Source organism: Pollutimonas rozaliensis, from assembly GCF_048751585.1.
Classification (GTDB): Bacteria; Pseudomonadota; Gammaproteobacteria; order Burkholderiales; family Burkholderiaceae_B.
On record NZ_JAZHOB010000005.1, the window covers coordinates 25,975 to 51,774 of the forward strand.

Annotated in this window: 23 protein-coding genes, 1 tRNA gene and 1 pseudogene; 15 read left to right on the plus strand and 10 right to left on the minus strand. The window is 63.9% G+C overall.

What is annotated here, in order from left to right:
• Window positions 1-374 precede the first annotated feature (374 nt).
• The 5 genes from V0R37_RS10245 to V0R37_RS10265 are packed head-to-tail and all read left to right on the plus strand — an operon-like array spanning window position 375 to window position 5,077.
• The gene (locus V0R37_RS10245; RefSeq protein ID WP_033470469.1) at window positions 375-821 is read left to right on the plus strand and encodes a TIGR03757 family integrating conjugative element protein; all 447 of its coding nucleotides are present in this window, start codon (window positions 375-377) and stop codon (window positions 819-821) included.
• On the plus strand, window positions 818-1,762 hold the full coding sequence (locus tag V0R37_RS10250) for a TIGR03756 family integrating conjugative element protein (protein WP_033470467.1): 945 nt from the start codon (window positions 818-820) through the stop codon (window positions 1,760-1,762). Before V0R37_RS10245 ends, V0R37_RS10250 begins: the two co-directional genes overlap by 4 nt.
• 10 nt (window positions 1,763-1,772) lie before the next feature.
• Window positions 1,773-3,179 (plus strand): integrating conjugative element protein, encoded by a 1,407-nt coding sequence (locus V0R37_RS10255; RefSeq protein ID WP_033470466.1) that lies wholly within the window; start codon window positions 1,773-1,775, stop codon window positions 3,177-3,179.
• Window positions 3,176-3,529 carry a hypothetical protein gene (locus V0R37_RS10260; RefSeq protein WP_033470464.1) on the plus strand — a complete coding sequence of 118 codons (354 nt, stop codon included), beginning with the start codon at window positions 3,176-3,178 and terminating at the stop codon, window positions 3,527-3,529. The genes V0R37_RS10255 and V0R37_RS10260 overlap by 4 nt, the downstream gene beginning before the upstream one ends.
• A gap of 15 nt (window positions 3,530-3,544) precedes the next feature.
• A complete protein-coding gene (locus V0R37_RS10265) occupies window positions 3,545-5,077 on the plus strand; it encodes a conjugal transfer protein TraG N-terminal domain-containing protein (RefSeq protein ID WP_033470462.1) in 1,533 nt (510 codons plus the stop codon).
• A gap of 28 nt (window positions 5,078-5,105) precedes the next feature.
• On the opposite strand, the gene V0R37_RS10270 is transcribed toward V0R37_RS10265, so the two are convergent.
• On the minus strand, window positions 5,106-5,468 hold the full coding sequence (locus V0R37_RS10270) for a DUF3742 family protein (protein WP_439650516.1): 363 nt from the start codon (window positions 5,466-5,468) through the stop codon (window positions 5,106-5,108).
• A gap of 231 nt (window positions 5,469-5,699) precedes the next feature.
• On the opposite strand from V0R37_RS10270, the gene V0R37_RS10275 reads away from it, so the two are divergent.
• The 3 genes from V0R37_RS10275 (at window position 5,700) to mobH (ending at window position 9,420) form a co-directional block, all read left to right on the plus strand.
• Window positions 5,700-6,458, plus strand: coding sequence for a type IV toxin-antitoxin system AbiEi family antitoxin domain-containing protein (locus tag V0R37_RS10275; protein WP_420374419.1), 759 nt, complete (start codon window positions 5,700-5,702; stop codon window positions 6,456-6,458).
• The gene (locus V0R37_RS10280) at window positions 6,451-7,371 is read left to right on the plus strand and encodes a nucleotidyl transferase AbiEii/AbiGii toxin family protein (protein WP_033470456.1); all 921 of its coding nucleotides are present in this window, start codon (window positions 6,451-6,453) and stop codon (window positions 7,369-7,371) included. Before V0R37_RS10275 ends, V0R37_RS10280 begins: the two co-directional genes overlap by 8 nt.
• A gap of 204 nt (window positions 7,372-7,575) precedes the next feature.
• Entirely contained in the window at window positions 7,576-9,420 is a 1,845-nt protein-coding gene (gene mobH / locus V0R37_RS10285; protein WP_033470454.1) for a MobH family relaxase, read from the plus strand.
• An 8-nt stretch (window positions 9,421-9,428) separates the two neighbouring features.
• Here the strand turns inward: mobH and V0R37_RS10290 are convergent, their stop codons facing one another.
• Window positions 9,429-9,728 carry a helix-turn-helix domain-containing protein gene (locus V0R37_RS10290; RefSeq protein WP_033470452.1) on the minus strand — a complete coding sequence of 100 codons (300 nt, stop codon included), beginning with the start codon at window positions 9,726-9,728 and terminating at the stop codon, window positions 9,429-9,431.
• Between the two features lie 107 nt (window positions 9,729-9,835).
• Here V0R37_RS10290 and V0R37_RS10295 point away from each other — a divergent pair.
• Window positions 9,836-10,459: pseudogene (locus V0R37_RS10295) on the plus strand (substrate-binding domain-containing protein); the annotation flags it as partial.
• A gap of 295 nt (window positions 10,460-10,754) precedes the next feature.
• On the opposite strand, the gene qatD reads toward V0R37_RS10295, so the two are convergent.
• The 6 genes from qatD to V0R37_RS10325 all read right to left on the minus strand — a co-directional run bounded on the left by qatD (window position 10,755) and on the right by V0R37_RS10325 (window position 18,189).
• On the minus strand, window positions 10,755-11,507 hold the full coding sequence (gene qatD / locus V0R37_RS10300; protein WP_033470450.1) for a Qat anti-phage system TatD family nuclease QatD: 753 nt from the start codon (window positions 11,505-11,507) through the stop codon (window positions 10,755-10,757).
• 8 nt (window positions 11,508-11,515) lie between these two features.
• Window positions 11,516-12,865, minus strand: coding sequence for a Qat anti-phage system QueC-like protein QatC (qatC, locus tag V0R37_RS10305; protein WP_033470447.1), 1,350 nt, complete (start codon window positions 12,863-12,865; stop codon window positions 11,516-11,518).
• Window positions 12,862-13,821 carry a Qat anti-phage system associated protein QatB gene (gene qatB, locus V0R37_RS10310; RefSeq protein WP_324777699.1) on the minus strand — a complete coding sequence of 320 codons (960 nt, stop codon included), beginning with the start codon at window positions 13,819-13,821 and terminating at the stop codon, window positions 12,862-12,864. The genes qatC and qatB overlap by 4 nt, the downstream gene beginning before the upstream one ends.
• Entirely contained in the window at window positions 13,746-15,704 is a 1,959-nt protein-coding gene (gene qatA, locus V0R37_RS10315) for a Qat anti-phage system ATPase QatA (RefSeq protein WP_033470440.1), read from the minus strand. Before qatA ends, qatB begins: the two co-directional genes overlap by 76 nt.
• Before the next feature lie 319 nt (window positions 15,705-16,023).
• On the minus strand, window positions 16,024-17,877 hold the full coding sequence (locus V0R37_RS10320) for a tyrosine-type recombinase/integrase (RefSeq protein ID WP_033470438.1): 1,854 nt from the start codon (window positions 17,875-17,877) through the stop codon (window positions 16,024-16,026).
• A gap of 238 nt (window positions 17,878-18,115) precedes the next feature.
• A tRNA-Gly gene (locus tag V0R37_RS10325) sits at window positions 18,116-18,189 on the minus strand.
• Between the two features lie 126 nt (window positions 18,190-18,315).
• On the opposite strand from V0R37_RS10325, the gene trmB reads away from it, so the two are divergent.
• From trmB to thiS, 3 genes are all read left to right on the plus strand, one after another.
• Window positions 18,316-19,104 carry a tRNA (guanosine(46)-N7)-methyltransferase TrmB gene (gene trmB / locus V0R37_RS10330; RefSeq protein WP_420374420.1) on the plus strand — a complete coding sequence of 263 codons (789 nt, stop codon included), beginning with the start codon at window positions 18,316-18,318 and terminating at the stop codon, window positions 19,102-19,104.
• 64 nt (window positions 19,105-19,168) lie between these two features.
• Complete coding sequence (pip, locus tag V0R37_RS10335; RefSeq protein ID WP_420374421.1) at window positions 19,169-20,104, plus strand: prolyl aminopeptidase; 936 nt, start codon at window positions 19,169-19,171, stop codon at window positions 20,102-20,104.
• A 42-nt stretch (window positions 20,105-20,146) separates the two neighbouring features.
• Complete coding sequence (gene thiS / locus V0R37_RS10340) at window positions 20,147-20,347, plus strand: sulfur carrier protein ThiS (RefSeq protein WP_420374422.1); 201 nt, start codon at window positions 20,147-20,149, stop codon at window positions 20,345-20,347.
• Window positions 20,348-20,374: 27 nt separating this feature from the next.
• Here thiS and ffh read toward each other — a convergent pair whose 3' ends face one another.
• The gene (gene ffh / locus V0R37_RS10345) at window positions 20,375-21,793 is read right to left on the minus strand and encodes a signal recognition particle protein (RefSeq protein WP_420374423.1); all 1,419 of its coding nucleotides are present in this window, start codon (window positions 21,791-21,793) and stop codon (window positions 20,375-20,377) included.
• A gap of 101 nt (window positions 21,794-21,894) precedes the next feature.
• On the opposite strand from ffh, the gene V0R37_RS10350 reads away from it, so the two are divergent.
• Genes V0R37_RS10350 through ampD form a run of 3 tightly spaced genes read left to right on the plus strand, consistent with a single transcriptional unit; the run spans window position 21,895 to window position 23,577 of the window.
• Entirely contained in the window at window positions 21,895-22,737 is an 843-nt protein-coding gene (locus V0R37_RS10350) for a cytochrome C assembly family protein (RefSeq protein ID WP_420374424.1), read from the plus strand.
• Window position 22,738: 1 nt separating this feature from the next.
• Window positions 22,739-22,999, plus strand: coding sequence for a PP0621 family protein (locus V0R37_RS10355; protein ID WP_420374425.1), 261 nt, complete (start codon window positions 22,739-22,741; stop codon window positions 22,997-22,999).
• The gene (gene ampD, locus V0R37_RS10360; protein WP_420374426.1) at window positions 22,996-23,577 is read left to right on the plus strand and encodes a 1,6-anhydro-N-acetylmuramyl-L-alanine amidase AmpD; all 582 of its coding nucleotides are present in this window, start codon (window positions 22,996-22,998) and stop codon (window positions 23,575-23,577) included. The genes V0R37_RS10355 and ampD overlap by 4 nt, the downstream gene beginning before the upstream one ends.
• A gap of 111 nt (window positions 23,578-23,688) precedes the next feature.
• On the opposite strand, the gene htpG is transcribed toward ampD, so the two are convergent.
• Window positions 23,689-25,596 (minus strand): molecular chaperone HtpG, encoded by a 1,908-nt coding sequence (gene htpG, locus V0R37_RS10365; RefSeq protein WP_420374427.1) that lies wholly within the window; start codon window positions 25,594-25,596, stop codon window positions 23,689-23,691.
• Between the last annotated feature and the right edge of the window lie 204 nt (window positions 25,597-25,800).

Below are 25,800 nucleotides of genomic sequence, written 5' to 3' on the forward strand. Positions count from 1 at the left end.
CCACGCAATCGGCTTCATGGTGGGCTATGTTCTCTCCGGCTCGCCTCCGGACTCCGCGGATGGCGTCAACGCTTACTTGAGACGAGTTTCGCGCTCGGTAGATCGCCTCGCCCCGAGCGACATCAGTGAAGGGACTTGGCAGAGCCTACATGCGCGCTCCAAGCCGTCGATGCCGATTCGCTTGCATCATGCGTTTCTTGGGTTCGCGGGCACCTCAGCGTCGCGCGCCTGACCTCCGCCTCCTACAGGAGGCAAACGCAATGCTCACAACGGCATAGGCATGAAACCGGCAGGGCCCGACTGCGGTTTCTTTGTCGCGCCACATCGGCACTTGAAGTCGACTGCGACCTTGATCGATTTCAAGGACACCCGATATGCCGGCCCCCTTCTTCAGGGCTTCGCCCCAGCTGCTGATCATCAGCATTGCCCCCGGACTGTGGGCAGTTCTGTTCATGTTCAGCCAGGCTGCGGTGGCGGCGGACGTGCTCGTCGTCACCGACAGCCGTCATCCGGTGCAGGCCCTGGCCGGCGTGCGTGTCATCGAGCTGGACCAGCCGGCGCACATCGAGGCCGAACTCACGGCGCACCTGCCCGCTGACCCAGCCCAGGCGGAGGCCCTGGTACGGCAGCGGCTGCTCGATGGCGGCGCCGACCTGCAGCGCCGAATCGGCCAGGCCTACCAGGGCGTCGCCGATGCCTGGGGACTGGGCATCGTCAAGATCCCTGCTGTGGTGGTCGATCGGCGCTACGTGGTCTACGGCGAGCCCGACGTGGCCCGCGCCGTCGCGCGCATCGACGCCTACCGGAGCGCACGCCCATGAGCCGCCTGATGACTTCCCGGCGCCTGCGCGCCATCGTCGCCTCGCTGATGCTGGGCGCGGCCACCTCGGCGTTCGCCCTGAACACCGCCACCATCGTCTCTTCGGCGTTGTCGCCCGACTGCCTGGAGTACCGTGTCGTCGGCATCTGCTACTGGCTGTACTGCACGCCGTTCGGCTGCTCGGTGCGCACCTCGGTGAAGGTACGCCACTACGTGCCCGATGCCGTCGTGTCGAGCTACAGCAACACGGGTGAGAACCCCTGGCTGGAAGTGCGGGCGATGAGCATGCCGAATCCGACCGCCAAGGCCGGCGGCGACGGCACCACCAACCACGACAACGAGAACAACCTGGCGAAGTTCAAGAACGCTGACGTGATCGGCCACCCCGCCGGCCTGGTGTTCAGCCAGTTCGCCGCCACCTCCGGCTACTCCTGCGAGGGTGCGGGCACGGCCTTCATGCCCTACCTGCTGAGCACGCTCGATACCATCGCCTGGCGCTACAACATCCCCGAAGCGTTCTACCCCGAAGCTCTGATTCCCGGACGGCGCGAGATCGGCACGCGCGCCGGCCTGAACCTGTGGGGCAACGTCTATCCGCGTGGCGGTTTCCTGCACCAGACCGACGACTACAAGAGCGGTGCCGTGGTCGCGCAGCGTGCGGGTGACATCGTGACGCGCCGCGGCCAGATCCACGTGTACCAGCCGCTGCTGGCCAACGCCCGCGACGGCTACTGGCCGGCCGGCGCGCTGATGGAGACCGACGCCTCGACGGGCAAGTGGCAGGAGCTGACGCCCACGCTCTCGAACAGTTGCGTGGTCTTCCCGCACAGCCGCACCCGCGTGCAGGCCCAGCAAGGCGACTACGCCTGGGCCTTGTGGCGGCCGTACTCCTGCTGCCGGCGCCGTGGCCAGGTCTTCCTCGGCAGCGTCGATTTCATGTGAGGAACCCACGATGAACGCCTCCCTCCCTGACTTCCTGCGCCGCGCGAAGTCGCACCTGCGGGCCACGCTGCTCGTGGCGGCCATCACGCTGGCCGTCGGCGCCGCCTGGGCGCAGACCCGCATCGACCCCAATGGCGTGAATGTCAGCGGCAGCGTGATCGGCGACGACGTGCTCTACAGCATCGGCGGTGGCCGCGCCGTGTCCATGGGCGGTGCGGGGAACATGCAGAGCATCGGTGTCGGCATCGGCTGGAACAGCAACCTCATCTGCGGCGACATGAGCATCACCACGACGCTGCAGAACCAGTTGAACGGCCTCACCAATGGCTTCCAGACGATCATGTCGAACGTGATCCAGAACGCTACTGCCGCGGTGGCGTCGCTGCCGGCGCTGATCATCCAGCGCGCAGATCCCGGGCTCTACAACCTGCTCACCAACGGCATCTTGCAGGCGCGGCTGGACTTCGACCGCTCCAAGATGACCTGCCGTGCGATCGCCGAGCGGATGGCCGACATGGCTGGCGGTCAAGCCGGCTGGAACCAGCTCGCCGAGGGCCTGGCGCTGCGCGATGCGGTCGCCAGCACCGATGCCGTGTCCGCCATCGAGCAGGCCGAGACCAACCGGGGCAACAACGGCGTGCCCTGGGTTGGCGGCAGCAATGCCGGCGGCAACGGCCAAAGCTCGATCAAGGTGGTGGGCGACGTGACGCGTGCGGGCTACAACCTGCTCAACGGCCGCAGCGTCGGCGATGCGTCGCCGATTGCGTCCAGCGCCTGCGGCAACCGCCTGACCTGCCAGACTTGGCCATCGCCGCAGGCGGCCTCGGCCTGGGCGATCCGCGTGCTGGGCGAGCGTGAGCAGCGCACCTGCGAGAGCTGCACCAAGACGCAGACCACCCCAGGCGTCGGGCTCACGCCGATGATCCAGGAAGAGTACGAAACCAAGCTGCAGTCGCTGCAAGAGCTGGTGACAGGGGCGCGGCCGACGACGCCGGCCCATCTCGAAGCCGCCGGCAGCAGCTCGCTGCCGATCACCCGTGGCGTGATCGAAGCGCTACGCGACGAGCCCGATCAGGACGTGCTGGGCCGGCGTCTCGCATCCGAGGCCGCACTGTCGAGCGTGCTGGAAAAAGCCTTGCTGCTGCAGCGCACGCTGCTGACGGGCAAGAAGGAGCCCAACGTCGCAGCCAACGAGCTGGCCGTGCAGGCGGTCGATCAGGAGAACGCCGCGCTGGAGCAAGAGATCAACAACCTCAAGACCGAGCTGGAGCTGCGGCGCACGTTGGCCGGCAACTCGGCGATGGCGATCATCCAGCGCCACAGCACCCGCGCCGCCGGCTCGCGCGGTGTCTTCGAGGGCGACACCACACGCGACCGGCTGCGGGAGATCGAGAAGCCGCGGAGCGGTACGCCATGAGCCGGCTGGCCTGGCTGCGGCTGCCGTGGCTGTTCAACCGCCGCGTTGGCGTGGCGCTGCTGTGGACCTTGCTGGTGGTCGCCGCCGCGGTGGCGGTGAACATCGCGGGCATCCACGTGGTCGGCGGCGTCGATGGCTGGGAGAACTGGTTGAGGGCGCATGCGGGCCACTTCTTCCTGTGGCGGCTTCTGCTCTACGCAGCAACAGCCTACGGCTGGTGGTGGATGCGCGGGCGCCTGCGGCAACGTGAACCGTCGGCCGAGGCGCATCAGCGCCTGCGGCGCACGGAGATCGCGGCCGTGACAGCCCTCGTGCTGCTGGAAGGCAGTCAGTTGCTGCGGCACGGCTGAGACCGGGAGACGGGCATGACGCTCTACACGACGGACTATCTGGAGTACTACCTCACGCTGGTGGGCTGGATCGTCAACAACGGCATCTGGAACCTGCTGGTGGCCAGCGGCGTGTTCGCGCTGCCGTTCGTTGTCATCGTCATCCACGAATGGCTCCGGGCGCGCAGCGAGGGCGCGGACGAAGGCAACAAGGGCGTGCTGTCCTCGCTGCGCATCGAGAACCGTGTGTGGGTGGCCATCGTGGTGATCCTGTTCGCCGGCATCCCGTTCGTTCCGGTCGACCTCAGTATCATCCGCTTCGACACGACCCGCTCCGCACAATGCCAGGTCAATGTCCCGCAGCCCCAGGACACGGGCTGGTCCAACGCCTACACCACGCTCAACAACCAGAGCGCGCTCGTGCCGGTGTGGTGGTTCGCCATGCACGCGCTGTCGAAAGCCGTGACGGGCGCGGCGGTTGCAGCGATTCCCTGCGGCACGGACCTGCGGCAAATACGGATGGATGTGGATGCCACGCGCACCGACGACCCGGTGCTGGCCCAGGAGGTCGCAGACTTCACACACGACTGCTACGGGCCTTCGCGCGCCAAGCTGTTCATGAATCGGCCGACGCTCACCGAGGAGCAGATGAACGACGTGACATGGATCGGGTCGAGCTACTTCCTCAGCACGCCGGGCTTCTACGACACCTACCGCTCCAAGACGCCGCGCATCGTCTGGCCCTATGACGCCACGCGCGATGCGGGGCTGGCTCAGGTGGACAGTGGCGGCGGCTATCCGTCCTGCCGGCAGTGGTGGGCCGATGGCAGCCAGGGACTGCGCAGCCGGCTGCTGGCACAGGTCGACCCGGACCTGCTGACCCGCATCGGCCGCTGGGCGGGCTTCCTGTCGCAGAGCGAGGTCAATGATTCGGTGATCCGCGCCGTGGTCTCACCGCGACAGCAGAAGATGAACCAGGGCGCCGTCTACACCGACTACGGCGGGCAGATCGACAAGACCTTGCCGAACATCGTCACGCGCGGCGCGAGCGACCTGGGGCTGACCGTGGGCTCGCTGGGCTTCTTCCCGGCGATGGACGTGGTGCGTCAGGCGCTGCCGATGGTGCTGACGATGCTCAAGATGGCGCTCGTCATCTGCATCCCGTTGGTGCTCTTGGTGGGCACCTACGACCTCAAGACGACGGTGACGGTGAGCTGCGTGAAGTTCGCGCTGTTCTTCGTGGACTTCTGGTTCCAGCTCGCGCGCTGGATCGACAGCACGATCCTCGACGCGCTCTACGGCTGGGGCTTCGGCGCGAACCGGCCGCACAGCAACTTCGATCCTTTGATCGGTCTGAACAATGCGTTCGGGGACATGCTGCTGAACTTCGTCATGGCGATGATGTTCATCGTGCTGCCGACGTTCTGGGTGATGGCACTGGCCTGGGCTGGTGTACGGGCAGGCAATATCCTTGGTGCGCTTACCGTCGCTACCGGCGACGCAAAGGCGGCTGGAGGTAGTGGTTCTCGCCTTGCGATGACAGCTGCATCGAAAGGCGGCGCGAAGTAAAACGCATCCTTTCGTACCGATGGGGCAGCTACGACTCGTCAGAGTCGCCCATGTCGTGGCGCCACTCGTTCTTGTCGTACAGACCATGGCCGGAGTGTCCTTCACGCCACTCTGGCTGGTTCTCATCATCCGCATCGGCGTTCCGCGCAAGCCATGCGGCGGCCACCGCAAAGACCAGCAGCAAGGCCAGCCAGGATGCAGCGTAGAGCAGGACACCGAACACGGCGAGCTTGACGATCCAGAGCACCGCCTTGGCCGCATCTGCAGGCACTCCACGCGCCACCAGCCAGCCGGCGGCACGTTGCTCACGACGCAGGTAGCCACGCCAGGCGCGGCCAGCCCCCCGGCCCAGCCGGTGGCTCCAGCGCCCGTTGTGCGTGTTGGTGGTCATGCTCATGTGCCTCGGTTTCAGTGGTGCCTCACCTCATGGGGGGAGGCGTTGTCGTTCGCCCTCCAGCATAGACCGCGATCCAGAAGGCGAGGTTGCGATCGGCGAGTCGGATTGGCCTGGGCTGCCGATCATGATTAGATTATGCTCCAAAAGTAAAACATGATGCTACTTTCTGTGCAAATGTCTGTGGCAGCGCTAGGGCGTGATTGGATTTCGTGTTATTTTTATAACATGGATGGAAATTCCAAGCACCAAGTAATCAAGCGTCTGCAGGCGGAGCTTCCCCGCGGAGCACCGTTCGATCTGGCCACCCTGAGCCAGTTCGGGGTGTCGCCCCAGCTCGCTGCCCACTACGCCGACGGGGGCTGGCTCGTGCGCCTGGCCCAGGGTATCTATGCATTCCCGAACGATGACTTTGGGGTCTACGGTGCGCTGAAGTTCCTGCGGCAGCGCGTGCCCGGCCTGCATGTCGGCGGCAAGAGCGCCCTGGCCCTGCAGGGCGTGCGGCACAACCTGAGCAGCCGCGACACGCTGGTGCTGTGGGGCGACAACCGCTACGCGCTGCCGGTCTGGTTCACCTCGCGCTTCCCGGCCCGCTACGTCCATGCCCGCCTGTTCGACTGGCCGGACACGGCGCTGGCCAGCAAGACCCTGTCCACGCCGCCTGGCCTGCCCGAGGATCTGCGGGTGGCAGCCCCCGAGCGTGCCGTTCTGGAGCTGCTGTACGAAGCCGGTGTCAAGCAGAGCCTCGAAGAAGCGCGCAACGTCTTCGACGGACTGCGCTCGCCCCGCAAGGACATGCTCGGACAACTGCTGTCCTGCTGTACCAGCGTCAAGGCCGTGCGCCTGTTCCTCACCTGGGCGCGGGAAACAAGCCTCGTGGACGTCGATGCCTTGCTGGAACAGTACCCGGTTCGCACCGGCAGCGCCACGCGCTGGATGAGCCGACTCGACGACGGCAGCCTGTTGAGTCTGAAGTCCCATGGATAAGACCTACGCGGACACCGTTCGCCTGCTGCTGGCTGTCGCGCCCGATGTTTTCGCGAATGGCATCTTCGCTATGAAGGGCGGCACGGCCATCAATCTCTTCGTGCAGGACATGCCACGCCTGTCGGTGGACATCGACGTGGTGTACCTCCCGTGGCAGACGCCGCGCGACGAAGCGCTGCAAGCCATCAACCAGGAACTGGCCGCCATCGCCGCGCGCGTTGCACCACTGGGTGTGCAGACACGCCTGGTTCGCGCCAAGGACCTGGGGGACACCAAGCTGATCGTCGAGAACGACGTCGGCCAGGTGAAGATCGAGGTCAATGTCGTGTTCCGTGGCAGTGTGCTGCCCGTCGAGCGGCGACCACTGAGCGCCAAGACCCGCGATCTGTTCGGCGTCGAGTTCGAGCTGCCGATCCTGGCGCCGGACGAGCTGTACGCCAGCAAGCTGGTGGCTGCGCTGGATCGACAGCATCCGCGCGATCTGTTCGACGTGTGGCAGCTCTACGAATCGGGCGGCATCAGCGATGGCATGGTCGAGTGCTTCGTGGTCTACCTGGCCGGGCACAACCGGCCGCCCCACGAAGTGCTGTTCGGCAACGACAAGGACATCGCCGGCGAGTACGAACGGGCCTTTGTCGGTATGGCCGAAGTGGACTGCCCCTTGGACACGCTGCTGGACGCTCGCGCGCAGTTGCGAAGCGAGTTGCAGCAACGGCTGACGAAGGCGCACAGGCGGTTCCTGAGCGGCCTGGTACGCGCAGAACCGGACTGGTCGCTGGTGCAATGCCAGCACGCCGCGCAACTGCCGGCACTGCGCTGGAAGCTCAACAACCTGGAGACCTTTCGCAAAAAGCGCCCCAAGGACTTCGCCGCGCAAGCCGCTGCGCTCGATGCCGGCCTGGGCCAGATCTGACGCGGCGGCAGAAGTATTCCCGGCTTGCCGGGGTTGCCCCATGCCGCATTGATTGCGGCACGCGACACGCGCTGCCCCTATACCCAAAGGCTTCCAAAAAGGCCGCAAGGGCTGGGAAGGGGCAAGGGAATGGGGCCAAGGGGAAAGGCCCTACCCGAAAAGGCCGAAAGGCACCCCTGAGCAGCCTCTCATCCGAGGTTCGCCATGCTCTCGCTGTTTCGCAAACGGATGCTGCCGGCCTCCGGCGCACCATCCACTCCCTCCACCGAGACACCCAAAGGGCTGACGCGGCCCGAGTCGGCCGCATCGCTGCTGGCAACACCGCGCCGGCAGAAGCTGCTGGAACACATCTGGCAGCGCACCTCGCTGTCGCGCGGGCAATTCGCCACGCTGTACCTGGCGCCGCTGGAACGCTACGCCGAACTGGTCCAGCAGTTCCCTGCGTCCGAAAGCCACCACCACGCCTATCCGGGCGGCATGCTGGACCACGGCCTGGAGATCGTCGCCTACGCGCTGAAATTGCGGCAGTCTTACCTGCTGCCTGCGGGCGTCACGCCAGAGGCACAGGCGGCGCAGGCCGAAGCCTGGACCGCAGGCACGGCCTACGCGGCCCTGCTGCACGACATCGGCAAGATAGCGGTCGATCTGCACGTCGAGCATGCCGACGGCAGCGCCTGGCATCCCTGGCACGGCCCGGTGCGAAAGCCCTACCGCTTTCGTTACCGAAAGGAGCGTGAGTACCGCCTGCACAGCGCCGCCACCGGGCTGCTCTACGCGCGCCTTCTCGATCGGGACATCTTCGACTGGCTCAGCGGCTATCCCGACCTCTGGGCCGCGCTGCTGTACGTGCTGGCCGGCCAGTACGAGCACGCCGGCACGCTCGGCGAGCTGGTCGTGCAGGCCGACCAGGCATCGGTCGCCCAGGAACTCGGCGGCGATCCCAGCAAGGCGCTGGCGGCACCCAAGCATGCGCTGCAACGCAAATTGCTCGACGGCTTGCGCTACCTGCTCAAGGAAGAGTTCAAGTTGAACCAGGGCGGCCCGGCGGACGGTTGGCTGACCCAAGAGGCTTTGTGGCTGGTGAGCAAGACCGTCTCCGACAAGCTGCGCGCACATCTGCTGTCGCAGGGCATCGACGGCATCCCGGCGAGCAATACGGCCGTGTTCAACGTGCTGCAGGATCACGGCATCGTGCAACCGACGCCGGATGGCAAGGCGATCTGGAAGGCTACCGTCACCAGCGACGCCGGCTGGTCGCACGCCTTCACCTTCCTGAAACTCTCGCCGGCGATGATCTGGGATGCCGCCGATCGGCCGGCGCCGTTCGCAGGCCGTGTGCAGGTCGAAGAGGAACAAGCGGAGCCGCAGGCGCCGGCGGTGGCCGATGTGCCGCGCGCGGAAGGCATCGATGCTGCACCCGCGAGCACGGCGCCGATCGCATCCGCAGCCACAGACCCGGGCGTGGCCGCGCTGCTCGACCTGCTGGGCGACACCACTGCACCTACAGCACCGGAGATCCCGAGTTGCCCTGTTGCCGAGCCCGAGCCGGCCCCTTTGACCGTGCCACCGCCGCAGATGAACCTCGTGCCTTCCCAGGATCGCGCGGAGCCCTCCGGGGCGCACTTCATGGCCTGGCTGCGTCAGAGCATCCAGACGCGCAAGCTGATCATCAACGACGCCAAGGCTCTGGTGCATACCGTCGCCGGCACGGCCTACCTCGTCAGCCCCGGCGTGTTTCAGCGCTATGCACAGGAGTACCTTCAAGTCGCCGCGCTGGCCAAGCAGGAGAAGCTGGAGGGGTGGCAGTGGGTGCAGAAGCGGTTCGAGAAGCTGGGGCAGCACCGCAAGCAGCCCAGCGGGCTGAACATCTGGACCTGCGAAGTCACGGGGCCGCGCAAGTCGCGCCGGCTGCACGGCTATCTGCTCGCCAGCCCGGATGCGCTGTTCCAGGAGACGCCGCCAGACAACCCATACCTGCGGCTCCTCAACGAGGCCGCAAAGCGCGAAGATTCAGCCTTTGGCGGCAAGGACAACGACGATCAGGGGTAAGGCCGGCTTCAATCTGCGGATGGGGCCGACTCCGCCAGCTTGGCTTCGGTCAGAGTCATCAAGTGAGCAGAACTGCATTTCAGCGCGCGGGCGATCTTGAGGATGAGGGGAAGCGTGGGGACGTGCTCTCCGCGTTCGATCTTGCCCATGTGCGACCGTTCGATGCCAGCCAAGTGGGCCAGCGTTTCCTGAGCGATACCCTGGTTGGTTCTTTCTTCCCGCACGGCGGCCCCAAACGCGATGGCTGGTTCCGCTTCGTAGGTAGTAGTGCCGACGGGGCGGCCTCTTTGGATCGAACGCTTTTGCATTGCCAAAAGCGTCGAACAAGGTCACGATTTAAACCACGTTAAACTTAACTCATTCAATGGCTCCGAGATCAGTTGCCACGACATTCACCGCCTGGGGGGAGCTGGACGTGGAATCGAGCGACATCACCGCCGAAATTCGCATGGCCGTCCTCGGCGAATGGGTGCCTCCCCAGCTCGCCGACGTGCTAGCCCTGCAGCGCGCCGAAGAGCCGGAGACCCATGCCGTCCTGGCTGGATGGACAGATCCCGGTCGGGGCGCGGAGCTGCCGGGCGACGGCTTCGACTTCGCCTTGTCTGCGGTTGCCCGGCAGTGGCCTGGCTGGGTATGCGAACCGCTGTGGCATGACACGCTGGCGGTCGCCGTGGCCAAGCGCTCCCACTTGCTGGCCTACCGTGAAGTGCCGTGCCAGGAAGTGCTCAAGCAGCCGTTGATCCGTGCGCAGTCAACGGCCGGCGAGCCGTGGCGCGCTGTGGCGCAGCGTGTCCTCGGGGATGCGCTGCAGGATCGGGAGCAGCTGGTCAGCTCCTTCGACATCGCGATGACGCTCGTGTCAGCCGGGTACGGCCTCGTCGTCGCGCCGTCTGCGAGGCTTGCTGGCTACCTGAACCGCGGCATCGCCGCGCGGCCGCTGGCTGGCGCACCGACCGTCGTGATGGCTTACCTCCTGCATCCCCTGGCGCGCCTGACCGAACCCATGGCGAGGTTCATCCAACGTGCTCGCAGCGTGTCCGGGGACCTCGAAGTACCTACTGAGCAACGTCGTGCTCTGCGGATACCACTGTTACTGAACAGGCCATCCGGCCACGTGAGCACGTGGCCCGACGATCATAGTCATCGCCTGTAGCCGGCGGCACGCGGCCAGAAGCCGACGTTCGAAACTGCCCTCTGGCCCGAGTTTTGGGGCTTTGGAACCGCTGTCGGGTATAGAGCGGGCGAAACTACCCGCGAAAGCGGTGTTGCAAGCCGCATGCATACCATGCGTTCCGGGCGCGAAGAGCACTGGGCGTAAGTGCGCAGCGCGCAAACTAGCCCTGTTCTTCGAGCAGGCTTTTCAGATTCCGCAATATGGTGGCGGACATATCAATGGGCGGGATTCCATGCAGACGCGCCAAACCTTCCGCAGCGATCCAGACATCGCTCGGTGTGGTCGGACGAGCATCGGTCTTTGTAAACGGCCCATCTGTCTCCGTCAGAACGCGATCCAACGGCAGCGTCTTGGTTATCGCGGCGCGCTTTTCATTGGCGAGCATTTCCGCGTTCACCGAAAAGTAGCAGCCGAGATCAACCGCCCTCCTGGCCTCCGCTGCGGTGCCGGTGAACCAATGAAGCACCACGCGACCGCGCGAAGGCGGCATGTATTTCTCGATCATATCGAGCACGGCCTTGGTCGCTCGGACGCTATGCATCGTGACGATCTTGTTCCCCGCCGCTGCGCAGAGCGACAACACGCGAGCGAAAATCTCCTTCTGCGTCTCGAAAGACTTATAGAACCGCGGGCCGGCGTCCAACCCGACCTCTCCCACATAGCGGGTTCTAGGCAAGAACTCCTCCCAAAGTTCGATCTCGTGGGCGCGGTCAGCGACCAGTTGAGGATGCAGTCCGAGGGCCGCCCGGACATGACGGGTGGCGGACGCCAGTTCGTGGTTCCGCGGCCAAGCCTTGGGCGTGGTGGTCACGGTAAGGGTGAAGACGCCATCGCGCTCGCAACGCTCCACCGCGGCCGCGTGGTCGGGGTAGAGATCGAGGTGGCAATGAAAATCGACGAGACCCGATCGCATGAGGCCTCTCACGACGGTGCGGCGCGAACGCCAGTCAGCAAGCGCCCGACCTCTTCTAATCCACGGCGATAGACATCGGCCAAGTCATCGTGGCGGGAGGGGTCGTCATAGAGTGGCCCCGGCTTGTGGATGAGGGCCTTGGCGAGTTCCGGGCGCTTCGATAGCCGCGCGATTGCGATCTGGAAGGATCGGACCTGCTGACCTTCGGCCTGCCTGGTGTCCAACGTGGCAGCATTCAGGTCGGGTACGCCGTAAACCGTCGAATCCTTGCCTCGCAGAGAGGCTCGCCGGATGAGACATGGCAGGCAGTATCCGCAGTGACCCTGCGGCTTCTTGGTCCAGCGCCCCTTCGTCGGCGACGAACATGATAGCGACAGCGGGGCGAGTTGCTTCAATAGGGCCGGATTGGCGCATTGGGCCACCATCTCCCCTTTGGTCTTGTCCCAATAGGGATTCTCGACCTTCCCTCCGACGCCGAGCGCCTGGAGCAAATCGTTCCACCGGGTCATGTAGAAAGGATGCGTCGTCCGGGTGCTTAACGCGCCGAGCCGAAGCCGATCGAGCGGCACATTTAGCGCGATCAGCCCGTTCTCTGGAACCTTGAGCACGAAGTCGCGGCCGAGCGCGGTGCCGGCGGCGACGCCCAGGGAGAAGAACAGGAACGAGCGGCCGCGCGTGGTGTCCTCCGATCCGACATCCTCGACGAGCCCGCTATCGAAGCTCATCCACACCCGCAGCCGATCGAAGGCGGATGATTTGTAAGCGGCTTTCAAACCTTCGAAGCACTGCTCCTGCGACTTGCTCACCAACCCTTCGCCCGCGTGGCTGACCAGGAGCGGCATCTCGCCATCATTCAAGCTGTCGATCGCGCCGATCAGACTGTCCAAGCCACCGGAGAACAGACTCACGCCATCGAACGGGGCGGGAATAAGTGTGGGTGCCGCGGCGGGAACCAGCTTCGCATAGCCCTTGGCCCGTTTGCGGAAGCCCACATCCCATCTGTCGCCGGTCAGGAAGTTCAGGGCGCGGACCAGGATGGGCGCGGCGGCCGTCCATCGCACCGGATCGCTCACAGGGATGACCAGACGAATCTCGCGCGTCCAGGCGTCCTGCGATTCCGTGGAGCGGGAGATGCGGGTGTCTGCCGCGTGGACATGGGCCGCGACGACGAGCATGTCCGCGCCGATCTCGCTCGGGGTAAGGTGCAGCGCCTTGAGGTCGGCCAAGGCGCGGCCGATTCCATGATCGAGACGCTTGCTCGTCACCAACTGCAAGGTCGATGCAACCTCGTCGCGCGCCTTCGGGACGCGGGTCTTATCGTCCGGCCCGAAACGGCCGATGATGACATGGCGCCTCATTTTGCGGCCTCCCCGTCGCCCATCGTCTGCAACACGTCGAATGCAGATTGGTAGACGTCGGTCACGAAGCCCATCACCGCATCAGGGGTCAGCGACTGGATGTTGACACCCGCGGCGTTGATCGCATCGCTGACGCCGCGCTGGATGAAATCACGCAGTTGCGCCTGAACCCTCTCGGCCGCGCGCGGATCGGTGGGCAAGATAACGACCTTGGTGCCGATGTCGTTGCAGATGCGCGCCTCGATCGCGTGCGTCGCATATAGTTCGAAGACGGTCTGGATCTGGCCGGGTGTGAGCGCGTCGATGTCGGTAATGCCCGCACCGGCGAGATCGGCGATCGTCTCGACGAAGGCGTCTCGCGCGATTCCCTCGTCGATCGACCCGCCTTCGGGGCAGATGTAGTCGGCGAGCCCCGCGAACACTTCCTCGATCGGCCGCCCCGCGAGGCTTTCGAGGTTGAGCGTTCGCAGCGCTTCGCGAACGCCATTGGCGCTGGCGTCGTTGAGGAATCGGACGAGCCCGGCACCCACGCCGCGCGATGAGCCCATGCGCTGCGAGGCTTGGCGTGAGCCACCCGCCGACTTGGACACATATTGCGAGACAGCACGGCCGAGACTTCTGCGGTCGCTGCCGCCCGAACTCACGAAGCGAGTGAAATTGTTTCGGGCGGACGTGAACCGATCCGATGCCCCTACCGGCGCGATTGGCCGAGGCGCTGGCGCGGGAGGAACGGCTGAGGGCGATCCATCGGGTGACGGGGATTGTGTCCCGTTGCCATCGCCCCCGGCCGCGCCGGCCCCGCCGTCGCCGTCACCCTGCAACCAACTCGGAATGAGCGGGGTGGCTCCACCCGCACCCCCATAGGCGTTCGATGTGCCCATCAGCGCCCACCCTTCCGCGTGCGAAGCGCGGCGCTCGCCGTAGGCTTCAAGAAGGACGAACCGGAGGTGGACCATTTTTGGAGTAGCTTCTCGAAGCGCGCCACGGCGTCGGAATCCTTGATAACGCCCTCCCAACCCGACGCGGGCCACGGCCCGCACCGATCCACCGGCAAGGCTTCCAGCAGATCGAGAAGATTAGCTTGAAGCGTTGGATGCGCGCGAACCAGCACCGCGAGCCCATCGACCCCCGGCGGCACGGTATCGAAGGTGTCTCCGCCCATGACGCGCCCGCGCAGCTCCTCGAAGATCTGCGCGGCCTCGGCCGGAACGAGCTGTTTGAGTTCACCTTCGAACGCCTGGACGGCAAGTTTCGGGCCGAGCAACTTTTCGACCACCGCGGCGAGACGCCCGAGGACGGAGGCCGCGCCAAAATAGTCTTTCCGATCCTTGGTCACGAACAGATAGGGGCGCAGATCGACTTCGGCCAAGGCCGGTGACAGCCGCGCCCAAGACCGTATCGCGTCGGCCGCCTTCCATTCGGTGAGGATGGCGCTGTCCTGGGAGTCCGGCACGGCGGTCGCCTTGGCGTCATCGGTGGAACTGATCTTCGGCCCGGCCCGCTTCGCTTTGGGGGCTGGCTTCTCCTCCGATGCGGCGGCTTCAAGCGCCGCCAAATCTACGCAGCGGCCTTCCGGATCGCGGGCGGCGGCGCTGGCGATCTGGTCGAACAATCTGGAGAGGAACCGTTCGGCCAGCATAAGCTTCGCCAAGACGGGCAGCTTCACCTCGTCCCCAAAGCCGCGCGCGAGTGCGGTCTGATGGCGCAGGAGCAGGGTGTTCAGGAAGCGCTTGATCTGCCGGGGATTGCCCTGAGTGCCGCTGGCTAGGATCGGACCGATCTGATCGCTCAAGGTTAGCGCGTTCTGGACCTTGCCGGCTTTGTCGCCCAAGGCGGTTTTGACCGTCTGCGCGTCGAGCCCCGCCGTTTGCCAAGGGCGTTTGAGCAATTCACGCGCGACGATGATGAGCGCCGAGTAATCGACATCGTCCTCGCCCAGCTCGGCACCGATGAGCAACAGGGTGACATAGATACGAGTTTCGGTCTCGCCCAAAGCCGGAATCCGGAACGGAATTTGGATCAGCTTTTCGAGATAGTTGCGTGCATAGTCGCGGGGGCCGGTCGTGTCCGGCAGTTCGGGGAAATGCTTGCGCACCGAATATTCGATCATCGCCTCGTCGGCCGCGACGATGAACGCGGTGCGGGCGGTGAATACGAACAGGCGGACGGCTTCGAGGGTTTCAATCGCCGTGTCGGGCAGGCAGCGGTCGAGATCGTCGATGAGAACGATCAGTTGCTTGACGCCCGCCTGCTTGAGCAGGTCGTCAAAGGCTTTTCGGAACGCCTCGATCTCTTCCGGCACATTCTTCGACTCACCTGGTTTCAGCAGACCCTGCACACCGTCGATGGCCTTGTCGTAATTCTCCTGCGTGGCGAGTTTCGCGGGATCGGAGAAGATGCCCTTCAAGGTGCCGACCACCGCGCCGACCTGATCGGCTGTGGGGATGCCGGTGAACGCAGTGAAAGCCAGACCGCCCCCGTGTCGCGCGATCTTGAGCCAGTCGATCCGCCGGAAGATGTCTTTCACGGCCATGCCGGCCTGGGTGAGCAACGGGCGTTTTTCGATAAGCCCGGTGACGATGCCCTCAATCAGCGCGATCTTGGCGTCTTCGAATCCTTGAAAACGCCATCCGTTGAATTTGACGCAGAGCACGTCCTCATCCGAACCGAGGCCGTTCTCGATCATCTCCAAGATGCTGGATTTTCCGGCGCCCCAGTCGCCGTGAACGCCGATCGTCACGGCGCGCTCGGGCTTTTCGCACAGCAGCTCGATGATGGTCTTGGCGATCGCCTCGTTGTTGAGGAGGTCGACCTTTGTCTCATTGTCCGTGAGAATCATCCCGCCCTCTCTTCCTCACAGTGACTCGCAGCAAGTAATGACGCTAAAGTCCCATACGCAACGCTATTAGGACAGTTCATTCATTGTGACTAGATTGTTGCCCCATAGGGCGAACCAGCGGTTGGGCTTGCGTATTCCTTCCGGCCGCTTCGGGTCGAGTCCCGCCGTTGGCTCGATCACGCTGTCTGAATTACTAACCAAGATCAATCAGACTGGGTGGTCATGAGCGATCAGAGTCTGCATTCTCGACGCGCAGTTCGATAGGCATCTTACCGGGATGCATGCCAAGCCCGAGAGGCCGGCGTTCGCCGCGCGCCGCTCAGGCCAACCTCGCCTGCTGCGGGGACCACTCGTTTTCCTTTACGGTCGTGCTCACCGCCATCACGAGCTTGTCGAGATTGCCGGCCGTCACGCCCTCCAGTGCCGAACACCCCCGCAGCATCGAGCGCGGTTGCAGCAGTGCATGGTAGATCTGCCAAGGGTCCGCACCCCTGGTCAGCTTCAGGACGGACTGGATCAGCTCGTGCTTGAGTGGGTCGAGGTGCCAGTCCGGCACGCGCTGGCCGCGGTTGCCTACGTTCAACGCCAGCAAGTTGCCCGCCTTGATCTCGTAGCTGATCCACCTGCGGGATTTGCCCGCCATCTTGGCAAACGCAGCGACGGGAAGGTTGTGCGGCGCTTCGAAGACATCGAACAGCTCCATCCTCTCGCGCTGAATGTCCGAAGGCACCAGCGGCGCGGCTGATCGAGGGGGCGGAACCGCCGGCAGCCGATGTGTGGCGGCAGAAACCAACGGCATGGCGTCACCCGGCTTCGTCACGAGCAGGATTGGCGAAGCGGCAACCGGCGTGGAGGGTGCGCTTGCGGTTTGCTCATTCGGGAACGCGGGCACGCCTTCCAGATGCACGGTGAGCGGCATGCTGGCCGCCTCGACCTGGTTCTGCTCGAAGAGGTCGAGCCGATCGGCCCAGTCCTGCATCATGCGGCGACGCTGCTCCACGTACTCGGCATGGTTGTAGGTCGCGCTGACCTTGTTGGGATCGACGTGCGAGAGCTGTGCATCCACCCAGACCTTCGGGTAGCCGATCTCGTTGAGCGCAGTGGACATCGTGCCACGGATACCGTGTCCGGTCAGGCGTTCCTGATAGCCCATGCGTTTGAGCGCACCATTGAGCGTGTTCTCGCTGATGCGCTTCTTCAAGTCGCTGTCGTGCCGGAACAGGTAGCGCTGGGCCGGCTTGAACTCATCCAGCAGGTGCCGGACGATCTCCATGGCCTGAATCGACAGTGGCACGATGTATGGCGGGATGTCCTTCGGCTGCTGCCGCTTTTTGCGCATGTCCACCTGGAGTTGCTTCACGACCTCGGGCGGGATGATCCACAGCCCACGGTCCAGATCGAATTGATCCGGCGTCGCCTGCCGCAGCTCACCGGTTCGCACGCCCGTCAGCAGCAATAGCCGCAGCCCGAGCTGGGTCTGCCGCCGGCCGCGATAGCTCCGCAGCCGCTGCAACAGCTTGGGCAGCTCGGCCATGCGCAGGAACGGGTTGTGGTTGACGGGTGGCAGTGGCAGCGCCACCACATCGAGATCGGAGGCAGGGTTCTGCTCCAGGCCCGGCACGATCACCAGCGCGTAGCGGAACAGTTGGTTGAACCACGTCCTGACTTTCTCGGCGACGGAGAGCGCCCTGCGCTTCTCGATTTTGGCGATCACCTCCAAGAGGTCGGGACGCTTAATCTCATAGATCGACCGCTTGCCCAAGGTCGGCAGCACATCCTTGTCGAAGATGCGCGGAAGGATCGAGAGAGTCGTCTGCCGGCCTTCCTTGAGGCTGAGCCCGCGATGCTTGAGCCACTTGCGATACACCGCCTCGAAAGTGTTTTCGTCGGCGAGCCGGACAGCGGTGCGCTTCTGCTTGCGGTGAACGCGAGGATTGATGCCTTTGGCCAGCAGGGCGCGGCCGTCATCGCGTAGGCTGCGGGCCTCTCGAAGCGTCACCTCCGGGTAGGTGCCGAGCGACATCCGCTTCTGCTTGCCCGCCCAGTAGTAGCGGAAGTGCCAAGTCCTGCCCCCTGCCGCCGTGACGGCCAGGGAGAGGCCATCCAAGTCAGGGAGGGTGTATGCCTTGCCAGTTGCCTTGGCCTGTCGAACGGCCAGGTCTGAGAGTGCCATGCTCTTGCTCCTGAACATGAGTCAGGAACCAGATGCTGGTCACGTCGACCTCGCCCCTCCATCAACAATCCGGAATCAGCCGCGCCCGCAAAAATGGACTTGTTTGTGGACTTAAAAGTCCCGGCTGTAGGCGGATCGCAGTGGACCACAGCAGAACATCAAAGAGAGGAAAAGTCTTTGCGTGGCAACGACTTACAGACTCTCTTGGACTTCTGCGGAAGTCCGCAGATTGATGCGGTGGAGCGGGTGAAGGGAATCGAACCCTCGTATGCAGCTTGGGAAGCTGCCGTTCTACCATTGAACTACACCCGCCTGGGTCGCTTCCGCAGATCGGAAGGGTTTGAATTATAGCGCCCCGCCCGCAACTGCGCCCTGGACACTACAATTGCTTGCGGTTGCCGCATGAAATAAGCGGCGGCAATCACTACAATCCAGGCTATGAACATGAATTCCCAATCCAATTCCCCCACACCGCCCCCGGCTGGCCTGGTGGCCGGCACGCCCTCTGCCTTGGCCGAGGCGGATGCCGCCGATTTCGTCACGACGTCCACGTCTCCTTCGGGAACCAGCCATATACGCAGCTTCGTACACCGGCGCGCCCATATCACCCCGGGCCAGAAAGAAGCGCTGGAGCGCCTGCTGCCGCTGTGGTCCCTGCCTTATCGCAATGCGCAGCTGGATTTCGGCAAGGTGTTCGGCCGGCAGGCGCCCACCGTGCTGGAGATCGGTTTCGGCATGGGCGAGACCACGCAGAAAATCGCCCAAGCCAGGCCAGAGGACAACTTCCTGGGTGTGGAGGTATTCAACGCCGGCGTGGGCGCGCTGCTCAAGCGCATCGACGAATCGGGGCCCAGCAATATACGGATCATCCAGCACGATGCGGTGGAGGTGGCCCGCGACATGATCGCCCCGGATTCACTTGCCGGCGTCCACATCTACTTTCCCGACCCATGGCCCAAGAAGCGCCATCACAAGCGCCGCCTGATCCAGCCGGCCTTCATCGCGCTGCTGGCCAGCCGCATCAAGCCGGGCGGCTATATACATTGCGCGACCGACTGGGAAAACTACGCCGAGCAGATGCTGGAAGTGCTTAGCGGCGAGCCCAGCCTGGTCAATACGGCGGACGGCTATGCGCCGCGCCCCGACTTCCGTCCGCAGACCAAGTTCGAGACGCGCGGCCTGCGGCTGGGCCACGGCGTCTGGGACCTGATCTTTACGCGCAAGTAAACAAGGGACGCCCGCCGCCTTTCGGCGCGCGTCTTTCAATCTTTCACAATAAAGGAATGCCGACGTGTATCCGGAAATACAACCCTATGCCCACGGTTTCCTGGACACCGGAGACGGTCACCAGGTGTACTGGGAGCTCTGCGGCAATCCGCAAGGCAAGCCCGCGGTATTTCTGCATGGCGGCCCTGGCAGCGGTTGCTCGGCGGCTCACCGGCGGCTGTTCAATCCGGAACGCTACAACATCCTGCTGTTCGACCAGCGCGGCTGCGGCCGGTCCACGCCGCATGCGGGCCTGGAAAACAACACGACTTGGCACCTGGTGGCCGACATCGAGCGCCTGCGCAGCGACGTGCTGAAGGCTGAGAAGATATTGGTGTTTGGCGGATCGTGGGGTTCCACGCTGGGCCTGGCCTACGGCCAGAAGCATCCGGATCGGGTCAGCGAGATGATACTGCGCGGCATCTTCGCCATCCGCCGCGAAGAACTGCTATGGTTCTATCAAGAAGGCGCATCGCGGATCTATCCCGATTATTGGGAAGACTACCTTACCCCGATACCGGAAGCGGAACGGCACGACCTGATGGCGGCCTATCGGCGCCGGCTAACCGGCACCGACCGCCAGGCGCAATTGCAGGCGGCCCATGCCTGGAGCCTTTGGGAAAGCCGCAGCATTACGCTGCTGCCCAGCGCGGAGCACGAAAAGGCGCATTCGGCCGATGATTCCGCCCTGGCTTTCGCGCGAATAGAAAACCACTACTTCGTGCACAACGGCTTCATGGACGAAGGCCAGCTGATACGCGATGCGCATTTGCTGCATGGCATTCCGGGCGTCATTGTGCAGGGGCGCTACGATATGTGCACACCGGCCAAGACAGCATGGGAATTGCACCGGGCCTGGCCGCAGGCCGAGTTCCATATGGTTCCCGACGCCGGCCATGCCTTTGACGAGCCCGGCATACTGAAGCAGCTGCTTGCCGCCACCGACAAGTTCAGCCAGTAAGGCCGCCGGCCTTTTTACCGTCTTTCAGCAGGATTTTGGAAAATGAACATCACCCTCAATGGCAAACCGTTGCAGCTTGAACAGGTCAATACCATTGCCGAGCTTATCGCGCACCTGGGCTATCAGGACAAGCGCATTGCCGTGGAATGCAATGGCGACATCGTGCCTAAAAGCCAGCACGGCCAAACCGGCCTGGCCGATGGCGACCAGCTGGAAATCGTGGTGGCGGTCGGCGGGGGCTGACCTAGCCCACCGCCGCTTGGCGGCCGGTTAGCGGAAGCCGCCGAAACCGCCGCCCTTGCCCAGACCCTTCAGGCCGCCCATGGCGCGCATCATCTTGGCCATGCCGCCTTTCTTCATCTGCTTCATCATGCCCTGCATCTGATCGTACTGCGCCAGCAGGCGGTTGACCTCTTGCACGGGCACGCCCGCGCCCGCCGCGATGCGGCGCTTGCGCGAGGCCTTCAGCAGCTCGGGCTTGGCGCGCTCGGCCGGCGTCATGGAATTAAGAATGCCTTCGCTACGGCGCAGCTGCTTTTCGGCCTGGCCGCTTTGCAACTGCCCCGCCGCCTGGGCGAACTGGGCCGGCAGTTTTTCCAGCAGCGAACCCATATCGCCCATCTTCTTGACCTGCTGCAACTGGTCGCGGAAATCATTCAGGTCGAAGCGCGACCCCGACTTCATCTTGGCCGCCAGCTTCTCGGCCTCGGCCACGTCGATATTCTTTTGCGCCTGCTCCACCAGGGCAACGATGTCACCCATGCCCAGCACGCGCTGCGCCATGCGTTCGGGGTGGAAGGGTTCCAGGCCGTCCAGCTTTTCGGACACGCCCACGAACTTCAGCGGCTTGCCCGTTACATGGCGCACCGACAAGGCCGCGCCCCCGCGCGCATCGCCGTCCAGCTTGGTCAGCACCACGCCGGTCAGCGGCAAGGCATCGGCAAAGGCGCGCGCCACATTGACCGCATCCTGGCCCTGCATGGCGTCCACCACGAACAGGGTCTCGATGGGATTCAGCAAGTCGTGCAAGGCGCGGATCTCGCGCATCATGGCTTCGTCTATGCCCAGGCGGCCGGCCGTATCGACGATAAGCACGTCGTAATGATGCTTTTTCGCGTGATCCAGCGCCGCGTGCGCGATCTGCTCGGGCTTCTGCGACGTGTCGGAGGGCAGGAAATCCACCTTGACCTGCGCCGCCGCGGTCTTCAACTGCTCGATGGCGGCCGGACGGTAAACGTCGGCGCTGACCACCAGCACTTTCTTCTTGCCCGTCTTGCGGCCATTCTGGATATGGCCGCCTTCGCTAAGCCATTTGGCCAGTTTGCCGGTGGTGGTGGTCTTGCCGGCGCCCTGCAGGCCCGCCATCAGTATCACCGCGGGCGGCTGGGCGGCCAGGGAAAGCTCGCCGGCCTCGTCGCCCAGGTCGCCACCCATCAGGGCGGTCAATTCCTTGTGGACCACGCCCACCAGAGCCTGGCCGGGGTTCAGGCTGCCTGCCACGTCCTGGCCCAGCGCGCGTTCCTTAACACGGGCCACCAGGTCGCGCACCACGGGCAGGGACACATCGGCCTCGAGCAGGGCCATGCGCACCTCGCGCAGCATGTCTTGCGTATTGGCTTCGGTTAAACGAGCCTCGCCGCGCATTGTTTTGACAACGCGCGAAAGTCGCTGGGTCAGATTGTCGAGCATAAGGATGGTTTCGCTTAAACTAATTGATCTTTCGGTATACGGACTAAAATAGTCCGATTCCGGGGCTTGCCCCGAACTGTATAACGAGAACTTAAGGGACTATGTCTGCAGGCATTGTATTTCACTTGCTGGCGGCTCTGGCGTACGCCGTGCTGGCTATCTCGCTTTGGCGGCCATTGACCCGGGGCGGCGAACAGGTCAGCGCCGGAAACGTACGCCGTATATGCCTGGCCGGCGCCATCGTGCTGCACGGCATAGGCCTGACGCAGGCCATCGTGCCCAACCACAGCCTGGTGCTTGGGTGGGCGCTGGCCCTTTCGGCCGCCGTCTGGCTGGGCATGGTCGTATTCTGGCTGGAAAACCTGGTCATGCGCATAGACGGCCTGCTGCTCATTCTACTCCCCGCCTCGGCCATCGCCGCCGGCCTGGCTGGCCTGTTTCCCACCGGACACATCGTTGCCCATGCCAGCAGCGAATGGCTGCGGGTGCACCTGCTTATCGCCCTGACGGCATACGGACTGATCACCGTGGCCGCCCTGCAGGCCATGCTGATGACCGCGCTGGACCGGCAACTGCACCGCCCCGTCGAGCCCCTGGCCAGCCGCAACGTCCTGGGCCGCGCGCTGGATTCCATGCCGCCGCTGCTTATCCAGGAAGTCCTGCTGTTCCGCCTTATCTGGATAGGCTTCGCCATCCTGACACTGACCGTGATCACCGGCGCCATCGTTTCGATGCGCCTGACCACCGAACTGGTCCCCATGGACCACAAGACCATCTTCACGCTGCTGTCCTGGCTGACCTTCGGGGGCCTGCTGGTCGGCCGCTACACGCGCGGCTGGCGCGGGCGCATCGCCCTGCGCTGGACGCTGGTCGGCTTCGCCTTCCTGCTGCTGGCCTACACCGGCAGCCGCTTCGTGCTCGACGTCATTCTGCATCGGAGTTAATGTGGGAAAAATACTGTTCTGGGTCGTGGTCATCATCGGCGGCCTGCTGGCGGCGCGCCTCCTGGCGCACTACAACGTGCAAAACCGGATGGAAGAAGGCGAACCCAAACCGGCAAAACAGCGCCGCGCCGAAAAAAAACCGCTTGAATCCATGGTGCGCTGCGAACATTGCGGCATCCACCTGCCCCGGTCCGAGGCCGTCATGGCCGACGGCCGCATCTGGTGCAGCCAGGATCACGCCAAGCTGGGCATGCGCCAGTGAACACCCTGATCCTGGATCGCCATGGCTGGCTGAAGCCCGCGGCGGGCGTCCTGCGCGCGCCCTCGCCCAACCATGACGACAGGCCCGTCCCGGACGACATCGTGCTGCTGGTCATGCACAACATCAGCCTGCCGCCCGGGATCTTCGGCGGCCCGGAAGTGGCCGGCCTGTTCACCAACACCCTGGATTACGACTCGCATCCCTGGCTGGACCGCCTACGGCCCTTGCGCGTATCGGCGCACTTCTTTGTGCGGCGCGACGGCGGCATCGTGCAGTTCGTGTCCACCCGGAAACGCGCCTGGCATGCCGGCGTATCGTCCTTTGAAGGCCGCGAGCGCTGCAACGACTTTTCGATAGGCATCGAAATGGAAGGCACCGACAACCTGCCCTACACCGATCAGCAGTACCAGGCGCTGCGCGCCCTGGTGCCCGCGCTGCGCGCACAGCATCCGCTGAAGGCGGTGCGCGGCCACGAACACATTGCCCCCGGCCGCAAGACCGACCCCGGCCCGGCCTTCGACTGGCGGCGCTTCGGCCGCGAAACCGGCTGGCCCGCAAGGCAATTGCCGCCTGTTTAAACAGGCGGGACCAGGTCTTGCCATGAGGCGTACCGTGCTGCTCCCTATATAAAAAAAGAGGCCCGTCCTTGCCGCGATAAGGGCAAGAACGGGCCTCGCTGCTTTGCTTGCTTACTTATTCAGCAACAGGCGATTCATGCGTTTGACGAAGGCGGCGGGGTCCGACAGGCTGGCGCCCTCGGCCAGCATGGCCTGATCCAGCAACAGCAAGGACCACTCCTCGAAATCCGCCTCCGGGGCGTCTTGCACGCGCGTTATCAAGGCGTGCTCGGGATTGATCTCCAGAATGGGCTTGACCTCGGGCGCCGACTGGCCAGCCGCCTGCAGCATGCGCAGCAAGTGCGGGCTAAGCTCGTGCTCGTCGACCACCACGCAAGCGGGCGAATCCACCAGCCGGCCGGTCACGCGCACTTCCTTCACCTTGTCGCCCAGCGAGGCCTTCAGGCGCTCGACCAAAGGCTTGAAGGTCTCGGCCACTTCGGCCTGGTGCTTCTTTTCCTCCTCGTCGGCCAGTTGATCAAGATCCAGGCCGCCCTTGGCGATAGACACCAGCGTCTTGCCGTCGAAATCGCGCAGATAGGACAGCATCCACTCGTCCACGCGATCCGACAGCAGCAGGACTTCCAGCCCCTTCTTGCGGAAGATCTCCAGATGCGGGCTGTTGCTGGCGGCGGCAAACGAATCGGCGCTGACGTAGTAGATCTTGTCCTGGCCTTCCTTCATGCGCGACACATAGTCGGCCAGGGACACCGTCTGCGCCGAACCCTCGGCCTGCGTGGAGGCAAAGCGCAGCAGCTTGGCAATGCGTTCCTTGTTGGCGGCGTCCTCGCCCACGCCTTCCTTCAGCACCTGGCCGAACTCCTTCCAGAAATCGGCGTACTGCTCCGGCTTGTTCTCGGCCAGGTCTTCCAGCAAGGACAGAATGCGCTTGGCGGAACCTTCGCGTATCACCCGAACATCGCGGCTTTCCTGCAGAATCTCGCGCGATACGTTCAAGGGCAGGTCGGCCGAATCAATCACGCCGCGAACAAAGCGCAGATAGGTCGGCAGCAACTGCTCGGCGTCATCCATGATGAACACCCGCTTCACATACAGCTTGACCCCGCGCCGCCCTTCGCGATCCCACAGATCCATGGGCGCATGCTTGGGGATGTACAGCAACTGCGTGTATTCGCTGCGCCCTTCCACACGATTATGCGTCCAGGCCAGCGGGTCGTCGTAGTCGTGCCCGATATGCTTATAGAACTCTTGGTACTGCTCGTCGCTGATGTCCGACTTGGAACGCGTCCACAAGGCATTGGCCTGGTTTACGGTTTCCCATTCGTTCTTCTTGACCTGCTCGGACTTCTCGGCGTCCCATTCTTCCTTTTGCATCTGGATGGGCAGCGAGATATGGTCGGAATAGCGGCGCAGCACCTCGCGCAGCTTCCAGCCGCTAAGGAAATCGTCTTCGTCCTCGCGCAGGTACAGCGTTACCGACGTGCCGCGATCGGCCTTTTCCACCTGCGTCACCGAGAACTCGCCCTGGCCGTCGGATTCCCACAAGATGGCGTCGGTTTCTGCCACGCCGGCGCGGCGGCTAAGCACCGACACCTTCTTGGCCACGATGAACGACGAATAAAACCCCACACCGAACTGGCCGATAAGCTGCGCATCCTTCTGCTTGTCGCCCGTAAGCTGCGAGAAGAATTCCTTGGTGCCCGAACGCGCAATGGTGCCCAGATTGGACACCGCTTCGTCGCGCGTCATGCCTATGCCATTGTCGGAAATGGTGACCGTGCGCTGGTCCTTGTCGTATTCCACGCGGATGCGCAGGTCGGAATCGCCCTGGAACAGATCGGGATTGTCGATGGCCTCGAAACGAAGCTTGTCGCAAGCATCGGAGGCGTTGGAAACCAGCTCGCGCAGGAAGATTTCCTTGTTGCTGTACAGCGAATGAATCATCAGGTGCAGCAACTGCTTCACTTCGGCCTGAAAGCCCAAGGTTTCCGAATTGGCTTGTGTGTCGGTTTGAGTCATGGTCCAACCTGGATAAAGTAAATTCAATAAAAACAAGGGATTGCTTGCAATCCCGTCAACAGCGGCCCACGGCGGCGGCGAACGCAAGGCCGAGGCATCTTAAAGAAAATGGGGGTGAGGCGGGGATTTTCAAGGCAACAGGCGGTTTTGTGCAAAAATTTTCGACCCTGCGTATAATTACGCCTTCCTGCCACGCGCCGTGTT